13 protein-coding genes are annotated in these 13996 nt (G+C 70.1%); 12 read left to right on the top strand and 1 reads right to left on the bottom strand.

The annotated features are described in order from the left end of the window. Positions 1 to 70 precede the first annotated feature (70 nt). The 6 genes from groES to DX116_RS01445 all read left to right on the top strand — a co-directional run bounded on the left by groES (position 71) and on the right by DX116_RS01445 (position 6323). Positions 71 to 364: a co-chaperone GroES gene (gene groES, locus DX116_RS01470; protein WP_056606353.1), complete on the top strand. Its 294-nt coding sequence runs from the start codon at positions 71 to 73 to the stop codon at positions 362 to 364. 103 nt (positions 365 to 467) lie between these two features. Then, positions 468 to 2072, top strand: coding sequence for a chaperonin GroEL (gene groL / locus DX116_RS01465; RefSeq protein WP_119702465.1), 1605 nt, complete (start codon positions 468 to 470; stop codon positions 2070 to 2072). A gap of 129 nt (positions 2073 to 2201) precedes the next feature. Beyond that, on the top strand, positions 2202 to 3611 hold the full coding sequence (locus DX116_RS01460; protein WP_233556532.1) for an RNB domain-containing ribonuclease: 1410 nt from the start codon (positions 2202 to 2204) through the stop codon (positions 3609 to 3611). Between the two features lie 24 nt (positions 3612 to 3635). After that, positions 3636 to 4610, top strand: coding sequence for an ABC transporter substrate-binding protein (locus DX116_RS01455; protein ID WP_119702464.1), 975 nt, complete (start codon positions 3636 to 3638; stop codon positions 4608 to 4610). Then, positions 4607 to 5596 (top strand): ABC transporter substrate-binding protein, encoded by a 990-nt coding sequence (locus tag DX116_RS01450; protein ID WP_119702463.1) that lies wholly within the window; start codon positions 4607 to 4609, stop codon positions 5594 to 5596. Before DX116_RS01455 ends, DX116_RS01450 begins: the two co-directional genes overlap by 4 nt. Before the next feature lie 4 nt (positions 5597 to 5600). Then, positions 5601 to 6323 (top strand): siderophore-interacting protein, encoded by a 723-nt coding sequence (locus tag DX116_RS01445; RefSeq protein WP_119702462.1) that lies wholly within the window; start codon positions 5601 to 5603, stop codon positions 6321 to 6323. Between the two features lie 7 nt (positions 6324 to 6330). On the opposite strand, the gene DX116_RS01440 is transcribed toward DX116_RS01445, so the two are convergent. Then, positions 6331 to 6942: a TetR/AcrR family transcriptional regulator gene (locus DX116_RS01440; protein WP_119702461.1), complete on the bottom strand. Its 612-nt coding sequence runs from the start codon at positions 6940 to 6942 to the stop codon at positions 6331 to 6333. A gap of 107 nt (positions 6943 to 7049) precedes the next feature. Between DX116_RS01440 and guaB the strand changes: the two genes are divergently transcribed. From guaB to efeB, 6 genes are all read left to right on the top strand, one after another. Further along, positions 7050 to 8561, top strand: a complete 1512-nt coding sequence (guaB, locus tag DX116_RS01435; protein WP_119702460.1) for an IMP dehydrogenase — start codon at positions 7050 to 7052, stop codon at positions 8559 to 8561. A gap of 51 nt (positions 8562 to 8612) precedes the next feature. Further along, on the top strand, positions 8613 to 9740 hold the full coding sequence (locus DX116_RS01430; protein ID WP_119702459.1) for an NYN domain-containing protein: 1128 nt from the start codon (positions 8613 to 8615) through the stop codon (positions 9738 to 9740). Positions 9741 to 9778: 38 nt separating this feature from the next. Beyond that, a complete protein-coding gene (locus DX116_RS01425; RefSeq protein ID WP_119702458.1) occupies positions 9779 to 10885 on the top strand; it encodes a GuaB3 family IMP dehydrogenase-related protein in 1107 nt (368 codons plus the stop codon). 34 nt (positions 10886 to 10919) lie between these two features. Continuing rightward, positions 10920 to 11384, top strand: coding sequence for a GNAT family N-acetyltransferase (locus tag DX116_RS01420; RefSeq protein ID WP_158591864.1), 465 nt, complete (start codon positions 10920 to 10922; stop codon positions 11382 to 11384). Between the two features lie 143 nt (positions 11385 to 11527). Further along, complete coding sequence (efeO, locus tag DX116_RS01415) at positions 11528 to 12670, top strand: iron uptake system protein EfeO (RefSeq protein WP_119702456.1); 1143 nt, start codon at positions 11528 to 11530, stop codon at positions 12668 to 12670. Between the two features lie 13 nt (positions 12671 to 12683). After that, complete coding sequence (gene efeB, locus DX116_RS01410) at positions 12684 to 13991, top strand: iron uptake transporter deferrochelatase/peroxidase subunit (RefSeq protein WP_233556531.1); 1308 nt, start codon at positions 12684 to 12686, stop codon at positions 13989 to 13991. The last annotated feature ends 5 nt before the right edge of the window (positions 13992 to 13996 follow it).

Here is a 13996-nt window from a genome sequence, read left to right as displayed (position 1 = left end):
TGAGAACGACCCCCGCGACGGCGTCCTCACCACCGTCCAACGTTCACCCGTTGAAAGGGGAGGTCGACACGTGTCGGTCACCATCAAGCCGCTCGAAGACCGCCTGGTCATCCAGGTCGTCGAAGCAGAGCAGACCACTGCGTCCGGACTCGTCATCCCGGACACCGCCAAGGAGAAGCCGCAGGAGGGCATCGTCGTGTCCGTGGGCCCCGGTCGGGTCGACGACAACGGCAACCGCGTCCCCCTGGACGTCGCCGAGGGCGACAAGGTCATCTTCAGCAAGTACGGCGGCACCGAGGTCAAGTACGCGGGCGAGGAGTACCTCATCCTCTCCGCGCGCGACGTCCTCGCTGTCGTTTCGTGATCTGACGCCCCGGTGCCCCCTTCGTCGGGGCGCCGGGGCTCTCACGCTCCCCCGCAGCACTTATCTGACTCTGTGCACCCATTGATTTCTGAAAGAGGCTGACATGCCCAAGATCCTCGAATTCGACGAGAACGCCCGCCGTTCCCTCGAGCGCGGCGTCGACAAGCTCGCCAACACCGTCAAGGTGACCCTCGGTCCCAAGGGCCGCTACGTCGTGCTCGACAAGAAGTGGGGCGCCCCCACGATCACCAACGACGGCGTGACCGTCGCGCGCGAGGTCGAGCTCGACGACCCGTTCGAGAACCTCGGCGCCCAGCTCGCCAAGGAGGTCGCCACCAAGACCAACGACGTCGCCGGTGACGGCACCACCACCGCGACCGTCCTGGCGCAGGCCATGGTCCACGAGGGCCTGCGCGCCGTGGCCGCTGGCGCCAACCCGGTCGGCCTGAAGAAGGGCATCGAGGCCGCCGTCAAGGCCGTCGTCGAGCAGCTGCACTCCGTCGCCCGCGAGGTCGACGACATCAAGGACATGACCGACGTCGCCACCGTGTCGTCGCGTGACGCCCACATCGGCGAGCTCATCGCCGAGGCCTTCGACAAGGTCGGCAAGGACGGTGTCATCACGGTCGAGGAGTCCAACACGATGGGCACCGAGCTCGAGTTCACCGAGGGCATGCAGTTCGACAAGGGCTACCTGTCGCCGTACATGGTGACCGACACCGAGCGCATGGAGGTCGTCCTCGACGATCCCTACATCCTGGTCAACCAGGGCAAGATCTCGTCGGTCAGCGACCTCCTGCCGATCCTCGAGAAGGTCGTCCAGGCCGGCAAGCCGCTGTTCATCATCGCCGAGGACATCGAGGGCGAGGCGCTGTCGACCCTGGTCGTCAACAAGATCAAGGGCACGTTCACCTCGGCCGCCGTCAAGGCGCCCGCGTTCGGTGATCGCCGCAAGGCGATGCTGCAGGACATCGCGACCCTCACGGGCGCCGAGGTCGTGACGCCCGACGTCGGTCTCAAGCTCGACACGATCGGTCTCGAGGCGCTCGGCACGGCGCGTCGCGTCGTCATCACGAAGGACGACACCACGATCATCGAGGGCGGCGGCGACAAGGCCGGCGTCGACGGTCGCGTGGCCCAGATCAAGGCCGAGATCGAGAACACCGACTCCGACTGGGACCGCGAGAAGCTGCAGGAGCGCCTGGCCAAGCTGGCCGGCGGCGTCTGCGTCATCCAGGTCGGCGCGGCCACCGAGGTCGAGCTCAAGGAGAAGAAGCACCGCATCGAGGACGCCGTCTCGGCGACCCGCGCGGCCATCGAGGAGGGCATCGTCGCCGGCGGCGGTTCCGCCCTCGTCCACGCCGTGTCGGTGCTCGACGACAACCTCGGCCTGACCGGTGACGAGGCCGTCGGTGTCCGCATCGTCCGCCTCGGCGCCGACGCCCCGCTCGAGTGGATCGCCCGCAACGGCGGCGTCTCCGGCGAGGTCGTCGTCAACAAGGTCCGCGAGAGCGGCGACGGCTACAACGCGGCCACGGGCGAGTACGGCGACCTGGTCGCCCAGGGCGTCCTCGACCCGGTCAAGGTCACGCGCTCCGCGCTGGCCAACGCCGCATCGATCACCGCGATGCTGCTGACGACCGAGACGCTGATCGTCGAGAAGCCGGCCGAAGAGGCCGACGACGCGCACGCGGGTCACAACCACTGATCCAGCCCGACCGCTGATCAGCGCACGACCGTAGCGGGTCCCACCTCCGGGTGGGGCCCGCTTCGTCGTCCCGGGCTCGGCTCGAGCGACGCACGGCGGGGGAGCGCCGGCCGGGGTACGTTGCACGACGTGCCCCACGACTTCGCGGCCCTGCGCGCCGAGCTCGACCTGCCGGCGCCCGACGACTCCGACGTGTTCCCTCCCGACGTGCTGGCCGAGGCCGAGCAGATCGCCCACCGAGCGATGCCGGACGTCGAGGACGCCACCGCGATCCCGTTCGTCACGATCGATCCACCGGGCTCGCTCGACCTCGACCAGGCCATGCTGCTCGAGCGCGTCGGGGACGGCTTCACGGTGCACTACGCGATCGCCGACCTGGGCTCGGTCGTGGCACCGGGCGGTGCGATCGACCAGGAGGCCCGGCGTCGGGGCCAGACGATCTACCTGCCCGACGGGCGGGTGCCGCTGCACCCACCCGTGATGTCGGAGGGGGCGTGCAGCCTGTTGCCCGACCAGGTCCGTCCTGCCGCGGTCTGGACGATCGAGGTCGACTCGACGGGCGCGACGGTTGCGGCCTCGGTGCGCCGAGGCCTCGTCAGGTCGGTGGCCCGGCTCGACTACGAGGGCGTGCAGGCATCGTTCGACGCAGGTTCGCCGCATCCGTCGGTCGAGCCGCTCGCCGATCTCGGTCGCCTGCGCCTGGCGCTGAGGGCCTCGCTGGGGGCGATCGAGCTCGCGCTGCCCGAGCAGGAGGTGGTGCGCACCGCGGACGGGTGGGCCGTGCAGCTGCACCGGCGCACCGGTGTCGACGCGTGGAACGCGGAGATCTCGCTGCTGACGGGCATGGCGGCGGCGCAGCTCATGCTCGACGCCGGCATCGGGCTGCTGCGCACGCTGCCCCCGGCCGAGGACGAGGCACGAGCGGCGTTCCTGCACGCGGCTCGCGCCCTGGGGGTGGTGGTGCCGCCCGACGCGACACCGTCCGAGGTGCTGGCAGGTCTCGATCCCCATCAGCCGCTCTCCCTTGCACTGATGCGCGACGCGACGGGCCTGCTGCGAGGAGCGGGCTACGAGGCCTTCGACGGGGCACCCCCTGAGCAGCCGACCCACGCCGGGATCGGTGGACCGTACGCGCACGTCACGGCTCCGCTGAGGCGCCTGGCCGACCGCTTCGGCACCCAGGTGTGCCTCGCGGTGTGTGCCGGGGCCGAGGTCCCTGCCTGGGTGCGCGAGGCCCTGCCGTCGCTGGGCGACGTGATGCAGGCATCCGACCGTCGGGCGTCCGCGGCCGACCGTGCGGCGATCGACCTCGCCGAGGTCTGGCAGCTGGGCGGCCGGGTGAGCGAGACGTTCGACGCGATCGTCCTGCGCGCGGACGACGACGGCGGCGAGGTCATGCTCGTGGAGCCTCCGGTCGTCGCCCGGTGCTCGGGTGCGGGCCTGCCGGAGGGGCATCACGTCACGGTGCGGCTGACGGGCGTCGACGAGGAGCGCCGGAGCATCCAGCTGACGTATGAGAAGGGTCACGAAAAAGGTTAGCCTGACCTACGTTAGGGTCACCTTATGCGAAAGCTCGTAGGTGCCCTTGCGGCCGTCGCCGCCATGGCGGTCCTGACGGCCTGTGGCTCGTCCGAGTCCGACGCGTCCGGCGGCGGACCCTGGACGTTCACCGACGGACGCGGCGAGAAGATCTCGCTCGACAGTGCGCCCACCCGCGTGGTGGCCCAGTCGTCGATCGCCGCGGCGCTCGCCGATCTCGGCGTCGAGGTCGTCGGCACGTTCGGGCCCCTCAAGCTGCCCGACGGATCGGTCGACCCTCAGGCCGCAGGGCTCGATCCCGCCACGGTGACGGACGTGACGGGCGGCGGCGAGTACGGCACCCTCGACCTCGAGAAGCTGGCCGAGCTCGAGCCCGACCTCGTGATCACCAACATGTACCAGAAGCCCGAGCTCTGGTACATGAACGACGACACCGCCGAGAAGGTCGACAAGGTCGCCCCGATCCTGGCGATCAACTACCAGGGGCTCGACCTCGTCCAGACGCTCGACGCCGTCGAGAAGGTCGCCGGACGACTCGGCGCCGACCTCGAGTCCGCGAAGGCCGTGACGGCGCGCCAGCAGTTCGCCGACGCGAGCGCCCGGTTGACCGCCTTGGGTCGGACGATGGGCGACCGCACGGTGCTGCCGGTCTCGACCACCGCCGACCTGCTCTACGTCGGCGACCCCGCCCAGTTCCCCGACATCGCGTACTACCGGTCCATCGGCCTGCCGATGGCGGAGGTGACCCCGGCCAAGGACTCCTACTGGGACGAGCTGAGCTGGGAGAAGTCCGACACGTACGACGCCGACATCGCGCTGTGGGACGACCGCATCGGCGAGGCCGGCCTCGCCGACCTCAAGAAGCAGCCCGTCTTCGGCACCATCACGGCCGCCAAGAACGACGCCTACGTCCCGTGGGCGGCCGTCACCCCGGCGGGATACTCCGCCTACGCCCGCGTCATCAACACCCTCACCGACAACCTGGAGAAGAATCTGTGAACCGACGTATCGGCGCTGCCCTCGTGGCCGCCGTCGCCCTGCTCATCCCTGCTGCCTGCGGCTCGTCCGACTCCGGCGGCGACGCCGGCGACAAGGCCGCGTTCTCGTTCACCGACGACCTCGGCACGAAGATCACGCTCGACGAGATGCCCGACCGTCTGGTCGTGCAGTCGTCCATGGCGGCCGCCCTGACCGACCTCGGGCTCGGCGACAAGATCGTCGGCGTGTTCGGCCCGCTCAAGGGCGATGGCGAGGCCGCGCAGGTCGCCGGCCTCGACGTCGACTCCGTCGAGGACGTCACGGGCGGAGGCGAGTACGGCGACGTCGACGTCGAGAAGGTCGCCGCGCTCAAGCCCGATCTCGTGATCACGAGCCAGTACCTGGCGCCCGATCTGTGGTACCTCAACGCGGAGTCGGCCAAGGCCGTCAAGAAGCTCGTCCCGATCCTGGTGGTCGACTTCGACGGCAAGACCCTGCCTGAGCTGCTGGACGGCACCGAGCGCGCGGCCAAGGCCCTCGGCGCCGACCTCGGCTCGAGCAAGGTCAAGGCCTCGCACGCGGCGTTCGACGCGGCGGCCGGCCGGGTCAAGGAGACCGCGCAGAAGCTCGGCGACCGCACGATCCTCGCGGGCTCGAGCTCGACCGACCTGTTCTACGTGTCGAACCCCAAGGTCAGCCCCGACCTGTCGTACTGGGTCGACGAGCTCGGTCTGCCCATCACGGTGCCCGACAACCCCGACGAGGGCGGCTACTTCGAGAGCCTCAGCTGGGAGAAGGCCGACAAGTACCCGGCCGACATCTTCCTGTACGACGACCGGGTTGGCGAGGCGGGGCTCAAGCAGCTCGAGGGCGAGAAGGTCTTCGGCACCCTCGAGGCGGCCAAGAACAAGGCGTACGTCCCGTGGACGTCGGTCGCGCCGCCGAGCTACCAGGCCTACGCCGACCTGATGGACCGCCTGGCCGACGACCTCAACACGTACGTCTGACCCGATGGGACGCACGCTGAGGCTCATCGCCGACCGGGTGGACGCGCAGTCCATCCCGACGGTGGTCGTGGAGCACGAGTCGCTGGGGGCCAACCTCACCCGGCTCGTGCTCTCGAGCCCCGCGTTCGCGTCCGCGACGACCGATCCGTGCGACGTCACGGCGTTCCGGGTGTCGCGCACCGACTTCCGGCACTACACGCCGGCCGTGCTCGACCAGGGGCGCCGCGAGCTGACGATCATCGTGCACCGTCACGGCGAGGGGCTCGGCGAGGAGCTCATCGCCGGCTGGTCGGTCGGCGACGACGTCAAGGTGTGCCAGTGGTCGTCGACCCGGGGCTTCCGCTGGCACGACACGACCGACCCGGTGGTGCTGCTCGGCGACGCCACGGTGATCAGCCTCGCGATGGCCTTCGCCGGCCGCGTCGCGCTCGAGGGTCGGCGGGCGCTCACCGTCCTGGAGGTCGACGCCGCCGACGTCGTTGCGACCCGGCACCTCGTCCCGGACGCGACGGTGATCGCGGCCGGTCACGAGCCGGGTTCCGCACTCGACGCGTGGCTGACGGGCCACGCGCACGAGATCGGTGCGCTGCCGCGCCCGGCGGTCTACCTGGCCGGGCACGGTCAGTCGATCCAGCGTCAGCGCGCGTTCCTGCGCGAGTCGTGCGCGCTCGACCGGCGACGCATCAGCACCCAGCCCTACTGGGCGACCGGCAGATCAGGCCTGTAGCTACGAGCTACGAGGTCGGCTCGAGGCGACGCGCCGTGAGGCCGGCGATCACGACGTCGAGCTTGCGGTCGTACATACCTCGGCCGCTCCACACCTCGTCGTTGTCGTACTCCTTGAGCACCGGCATGTCCTCGCGCTGCAGCTCGCTGCGGTCGACGCGCGCCAACCGGGCCATCTGCGCCGAGCAGTCGAGAGCCAGCGAGATGACGAACTCGACGGCGACGGCGGCGTCGACCGCCTCGAAGTCCTGATCGCGCAGCGACGTCACCCAGGCGTCCATCATCGTCAGCAGTGCCGGCGACGACCGGTGGGCCATCTGCGAGGCGCGGTCGAGACCGGGGTGTGCGTCGCACGCACGCCAGACCGCGTTGCCGATCTCGCGCAGCAGGTCGGCCCACGGCAGGTCGCCGGACGGCCACGTGGTACCGAGGAAGGCTCGGTCGAGCGTCTGGACGAGGAGGTCGTCACGATCGGTGACGTAGCGGTACAGGCCGGAGTGGGCGACGCCGAGGCGTCGGGCCACGGAGGGCATGCTGAACGTGGCGATGCCGTCTTCGAGCGCCGCAGCGGCGATGACGTCGACGGTGAGGGCTCGGGGGCGCCCTGGCTTGCGATCCATGGTCGCAGCGTACTCCCGCGACCTGTGGTCGGCAGGACGAATTCGATCGGGGGTCGACGAAGCCGAGCGGCGTCGGTCGACGTTGGCGGGAGCGATACCATGATCGCATGGATCAGACCGGTATCCCCGACAAGTTCGCGCCTCTCGGATTGACCTACGACGACGTGCTCCTGCTGCCGGGATACTCCGACCTGAATCCCAGCGAGATCGACATGACGTCGCGCCTGACGCGCGAGATCTCGCTGAAGGTGCCGCTGGTCAGCGCGGCCATGGACACCGTCACCGAGTCGCGCATGGCCATCGCCATGGCCCGCCAGGGCGGCCTCGGGGTGCTGCACCGCAACCTGTCGCTCGAGGACCAGGCCTACCAGGTCGACCTCGTCAAGCGCACCCAGACCGGCATCATCTCCAACCCCGTCACGATCGGTCCCGACGCGACGCTCGAGGACCTCGACCGCATCTGCGGCGAGTACCGCGTCTCGGGCCTGCCGGTCGTCGACACCGACAACCGCCTGCTCGGCATCATCACCAACCGCGACCTGCGGTTCACGCCGCTCGCGGAGTGGGCCACGACGAAGGTCGACGAGATGATGACGCCCATGCCGCTCATCACCGGCGACGTCGGCATCTCCCGCGAGGACGCCACGCTGCTGCTGCGCAAGCACAAGCGCGAGCGGCTCCCGCTGGTCGACGGCGACGGGCGCCTGGCCGGTCTCATCACGGTCAAGGACTTCGTCAAGGGCGAGCAGTTCCCCGATGCCTCGTACGACGCCGACGGACGCCTCATGGTGGGCGCGGCGATCGGCTACTTCGGCGATGCGTGGCAGCGTGCCACGACGCTGATCGAGGCCGGCGTCGACGTGCTGGTCGCCGACACCGCCCACGGGCACGTGCGGATGCTGCTCGAGATCGTGCAGAAGCTCAAGACCGACCCGGCCACCCGCCACGTCCAGGTCATCGGCGGCAACGTCGCCACCCGCGCCGGTGCGCAGGCCTTCGTCGACGCGGGTGCCGACGCCGTCAAGGTCGGCTTCGGCCCGGGCTCGATCTGCACCACGCGCGTCGTCACCGGGTGCGGCGTCCCGCAGATCACCGCGGTCTACGAGGCGTCTCTGGCGTGCGCGCCCGCGGGCGTCCCCGTCATCGCCGACGGCGGCCTGCAGCAGTCCGGCGACATCGCCAAGGCCCTGGTGGCCGGCGCCGAGACCGTCATGATCGGCTCGATGCTCGCCGGTGTCGAGGAGTCGCCCGGAGAGGTCATCTTCGTCAACGGCAAGCAGTTCAAGGCCTACCGGGGGATGGGCTCGCTGGGCGCGATGAGCAGCCGCGGCAAGAAGTCGTACTCCAAGGACCGCTACTTCCAGGCCGAGGTCACCAGCGACGACAAGATCGTCCCCGAGGGCGTCGAGGGGCAGGTCGCCTACCGCGGCCCGCTGTCGGCGGTCGCGCACCAGCTCGTCGGCGGCCTCCAGCAGTCGATGTTCTACGTCGGCGCGCGCACGATCCCCGAGCTGCAGGCCAACGGTCGCTTCGTCCGCATCACGTCGGCGTCGCTCAAGGAGAGCCACCCCCACGACATCCAGATGACCGCCGAGGCCCCGAACTACTCGAGCCGCTGACTCGACGTGGCGAGGTGACGGGACACCTCCACCGCGACTACCGTTGCTCCGGTGACCAACCGCAACGTGGCCGTGTTCATCGACGCCGAGAACCTGTTCAAGGGCTACGGCAAGCTCGAGATCCCCGACATCTCGATGGAGCAGATCCTCGAGCAGCTCGAGACCGCCGCGGCGCGTGAGGCCGGGGCGGGCAGCATCGCGCTGGCCCGGGCCTACGCCGACTGGGGCGCGCTGGGTCTGGAGGACTACCGGCGCGACGTCGAGCGGGCCGGTGTCGAGACGGTGCAGGTCTTCTCGGTCAGCAAGGCCGAGAAGAACGCCGCCGACATCGTGCTGGTGGTCGACTGCCTGCGGGCCGCCGGCGACCTCGACCAGCTCGAGGTCTTCATCCTGGTGTCGGCCGACGGCGACTTCGTCCCGCTGGTGCGTCGCCTCCACGAGCTCGACAAGTACGTGATCGGCGCGACGCTGGCCGATCACCCCGTCAACAACGTGCTCGAGCGGGAGGTCGACCAGTACGTGCCGCTGAAGGTCAAGCCCGTGCCGCCGGCCGCCGCGCTGCAGCCGATCTTCTCCGGCGATCCCTCGTCGGCCGCCGTGCTGCCGCGCCAGCCCGCCCGCGTCGCGCCGGTGGAGCCGCGCGCCGACCGCAAGGGGGAGAAGCAGGGTGAGCAGGGTCGGCCCGACCGCCGGGGCGAGCCCGACAAGAAGGTCCACGACAAGAAGACCGACAGGACCGACGACAGGAAGGGCGAGTCGAAGAAGGCTCCCCAGCGTCACGAGCAGACCAAGAAGTCCACGACCTCGTGGCACGACCTGGCCAAGGAGATCGAGGTCGTCCACGACGCACCGGCCTCGTCGCCGGGCGAGTACAAGCAGATCGTCGAGAAGGTGCTCGCCGACGCCACCGTGCGCAGCTTCAGCGACCAGCTCGCCAGCCAGGGCGGCCCTCTGCCGATGCTGGCGATGGCGCTCAAGGCCGCAGCACCCCGGCTCAGCCCGTCGGACGCGCGCGTCAGCTCGCTGTCGCGCGCGCTGCGCTTCGCCCTGGCCGACACGCCGTACGCCCTGGCCCGCGAGAGCGACGACGTCCAGCCTGTGCTGGTGCTGCGCTCGACCGATCCGTCGGGCATGCTCACCGACCTGTCGCTCGACGACATCCAGCGGGGGGTGCAGTAGGTCACAGGCCGTCCGGGCCTCGCACTAGGCTGTACGGCATGGCAGACATCGAGATCGGCACGGCCAAGCGCGGCCGCCGAGCGTACTCCTTCGACGACATCGCGATCGTCCCCAGCCGGCGCACCCGTGACCCCGAGGAGGTGTCGACGGCCTGGCAGATCGACGCCTACCGCTTCGACCTGCCGGTGCTGGCCGCGCCGATGGACTCGGTCATGAGCCCCGACACGGCGATCGCCCTCGGACGGCACGGCGGTCTCGGCGTGCTCGACCTCGAAGGTCTGTGGACGCGCTACGAGAACCCCGAGAGCCTGCTCGACGAGGTCGCCGGCATCGAGGGCCCGTTGGCGACCAAGCGCCTGCAGGAGATCTACGCCGAGCCCATCAAGGCCGAGCTCATCACCGCACGCCTGCGCCAGGTGCGCGAGGCGGGGGTGACGGTCGCCGGTGCCCTGTCGCCGCAGCGCACCAAGCAGTTCGCCGACGCCGTCGTCGACGCGGGCGTCGACCTGTTCGTGATCCGTGGCACGACGGTCTCGGCCGAGCACGTCTCGGGCCAGACCGAGCCGCTCAACCTCAAGGAGTTCATCTACGAGCTCGACGTCCCGGTCATCGTCGGAGGCTGCGCCACCTACCAGGCGGCGCTGCACCTGATGCGCACCGGAGCGGCCGGCGTGCTGGTCGGCTTCGGCGGTGGGGCGGCCCACACGACCCGCTCGGTGCTGGGCATCGCGGTGCCGATGGCCTCGGCCGTCGCCGACGTCGCGGCCGCGCGCCGCGACTACCTCGACGAGTCGGGCGGTCGGTACGTCCACGTCATCGCCGACGGGTCGATCGGCCGCAGCGGCGACATCGCCAAGGCCATCGCCTGCGGCGCCGACGCCGTCATGATCGGCTCGCCCTTCGCCCGCGCCGTCGAGGCGCCGGGTCGAGGCTTCCACTGGGGCGCCGAGGCGTGGCACCCCGACCTGCCGCGGGGCGGGCGTGTCGACATCGGCACGGTCGGCGACCTCGAGTCGGTGCTGTTCGGCCCGTCGTCGGTGCCCGACGGCACGATGAACCTGATCGGGGCGCTGCGTCGCGCGATGGCCACGACCGGCTACACCGACCTCAAGGAGTTCCAGCGGGTCGAAGTCGTTGTCGGCTGAGCGTCGTCGGTCGAGCCCGTACCGACTCGACCGGGTGCCGTTCGAGCACCCGGACGCCGTCGAGCTGCGCGACGAGCACGTCAGGCTCGGCAACCAGCTGTACGCCGACGACCCGGCGGCCGTCCACCGGGGCGGCTCCGAGGGCATCGCCCCGTCGTCGGTCGTCGCGACCTTCGTGGCCTACGACGGCGACCGGCCGATCGGGCACGCGTGCCTGCGCCGGCTCGACGGCGACATGGCCGGCGAGCTGGAGATGAAGCGCCTGTACGTCCGCGAGGACGCGCGGGGCAGCGGCGTCGCCGATGATCTCCTCGTCGCCGTCGAGCAGGTCGTGCGCGACGAGGAGGAGGCGCCGCGCATCGTGATCCACACCGGCGACCGCCAGCACGCGGCGCTGACGTTCTACGGCCGGCGCGGCTACACCCCGATCCCGGTGTTCGCGCCGTACGAGGCGGTCACGTACTCCCTGTGCTTCGAGAAGGTCTTCGCCGGCGCCTGATCCTTGTCGGGCCGGGGTGCCCGAGGCCGCCGGCCGTAGCGCCGGTGCACGTCACACGACTGGTCGCTGTTCGGCATGTCAGGCGTGCCTTAGCATGGTGAGGCTAGCCTCATGTGCGGCCGGCCTCGACGCAAAGGATCACCATGAACAAGCTTCTCGCCTCGATCAGCATCGGCGCACTCGCCACCGTCAGCCTGGCCGCCTGCGCGTCCGACCCGTCCGAGACCAAGACCTCGTCGGGCGACCTCACGGTCAAGGCCACCGACTCGCAGTGCAGCGTGTCGGCCACGAAGCTCAAGGCCGGTCCCTCGACGTTCAAGGTCACCAACGCCGGCTCGAAGGTCACCGAGTTCTACGTCTACGCCGACGGCGACCGCATCATGGGCGAGGTCGAGAACGTCGGGCCCGGCCTGACCCGCAACCTGATCGTCGACCTGCCCAAGGGCACGTACGAGGGTGCCTGCAAGCCCGGCATGATCGGCGACGGCATCCGTCAGACGCTGAACGTCACGGGTGAGGCCGCTACGCCGCTGTCGGACTCCGACGAGCTCAAGGCCGCCGCCACCAGCTACGAGCGCTACGTCAAGTCGCAGTCCGACACGCTCATCGTCAAGACCACCGAGTTCGTCGACGCCGTCAAGGCCGGCAACGTCGACGAGGCCAAGAAGCTCTTCCCGATCGCCCGCACCTACTGGGAGCGCATCGAGCCGGTCGCCGAGAAGTTCGGCGACCTCGACCCGATCACCGACGGGCGCGAGCCCGACGCCGTCGCCGAGGGCGTCGACTTCACCGGCTGGCACCGCATCGAGAAGCAGCTGTGGGTCGAGAACAACACCGACGGCATGGACCCCTACGCCGACCAGCTGCTCGCCAACGTCAAGAAGATCGTGGCCCTCGGCCAGGATGCCCCGCTGACCGCGCTCGAGCTCGCCCAGGGCTCCAAGGGTCTGCTGGACGAGGTCGCGACCGGCAAGATCACCGGCGAGGAGGACGAGTTCAGCCACACCGACCTGTGGGACTTCAAGGCCAACATCGAGGGCTCGCAGGCGGCCATCTCGGCCCTGCGTCCCGTCCTGGTCAAGCAGGACCCCGCGCTCGTCAAGGACCTCGACGCCAAGTTCGCCGCCGTCGACACCGAGCTCAACCAGTACCAGGACAAGAGCACGGGCGACTGGACGTTCTACGACAAGCTGACCGACCAGCAGGTCAAGCAGCTCTCCGACGCGGTCGCCGCGCTCAGCGAGCCCATCAGCAAGGTCGCGGCCGTCGTCGCGAAGTCGGCCTGACGGCAGGCCTGCGGTGACCCCCGACGACGTGACCCCCGACGACGTGCAGCCGTCAGGAGTCTCCCGCCGGCGCCTGCTGGGAGCGGCCGGTGTCGGGGCGATCGCGGCCGGTGCGATCGGCGTGGGGGCCGGCTACGCGGTCGGCGACAAGCCCGTCCCGGTCGTGCCCGACAAGGACGCGCTGCCGGTCGGGTTCGACGGACGGCACCAGGCCGGCATCATGACGCCGGCCCAGGACCGCCTGCACTTCGCCGCCTTCGACATGACCGCCGCCGAGCGCGACGACCTGATCTCGCTGCTCAAGGACTGGACCACGGCCGCCCGGCAGATGGCGCAGGGCAACGACATCGGCGACTTCGGCGCCGTGGCCGGTGCCCCGTACTCGCCGCCCGAGGACACCGGTGAGGCGCAGGGCCTGCCGCCGTCCGGGCTGACCATCACGATCGGTTTCGGTCGCAGTCTGTTCGTCGATGCCAAGGGCGCCGCGCGGTTCGGCCTCGACGGTCAGCTGCCCGAGCGGCTCATCGAGCTGCCCGGATTCTCCGGCGACCGCCTCGACCCGGCGATCAGCAACGGCGACATCGCGATCCAGGCCTGCGCCAACGACCCCCAGGTCGCGGTGCACGCGATCCGCAACCTGGCACGCATCGCCTTCGGCCGGGCCTCGGTCCGCTACTCGCAGATGGGCTTCGGCCGCACGTCGTCCACGTCCACCGCCCAGGTCACGCCTCGCAACCTGTTCGGCTTCAAGGACGGAACGGCCAACATCAAGGCCGAGTCCGAGAAGGACGTCGAGGACTTCGTCTGGGTGCAGGACGGCGACGGGCCGGCCTGGATGACGGGTGGCTCGTACCTCGTCTCGCGCAAGATCGACATGCGCATCGAGACGTGGGACCGTGAGCCGCTCAACGGCCAGGAGGCCATCATCGGTCGTGCCAAGGGGTCGGGTGGCCCGCTGTCGGGCGGCGACGAGTTCGCGACGATCGACTTCGAGGCCAAGGACGACGCCGGGCAGCCCAGGATCGACCCCAAGTCGCACCTGCGGCTCGCGCACCCCGACGTCAACAACGGGGCCAAGCTGCTGCGTCGCGGCTACAACTTCGTCGACGGCTCCAACGGCCTGGGGCAGCTGTCGGCCGGGCTGTTCTTCATCGCGTACCAGCGCGATCCCGCGAAGCAGTTCGTGCAGATCCAGGGCTCGCTGGCGGGGCTGCAGAACGATCTGCTCAACGAGTACATCGTGCACGTCAGCTCGGGTCTGTTCGCGTGCCCGCCCGGGGTCGGCCCGAAGGGCTACTGGGGCGAGGGCCTCTTCGCCTGACCAGG

It is taken from the genome of Aeromicrobium endophyticum, assembly GCF_003586285.1.
Taxonomy (GTDB): Bacteria; Actinomycetota; Actinomycetes; order Propionibacteriales; family Nocardioidaceae; genus Aeromicrobium; species Aeromicrobium endophyticum.
The sequence above is the reverse complement of the archived record's forward strand: the minus strand, read 5'-3'. Positions and strand labels throughout refer to the sequence as shown.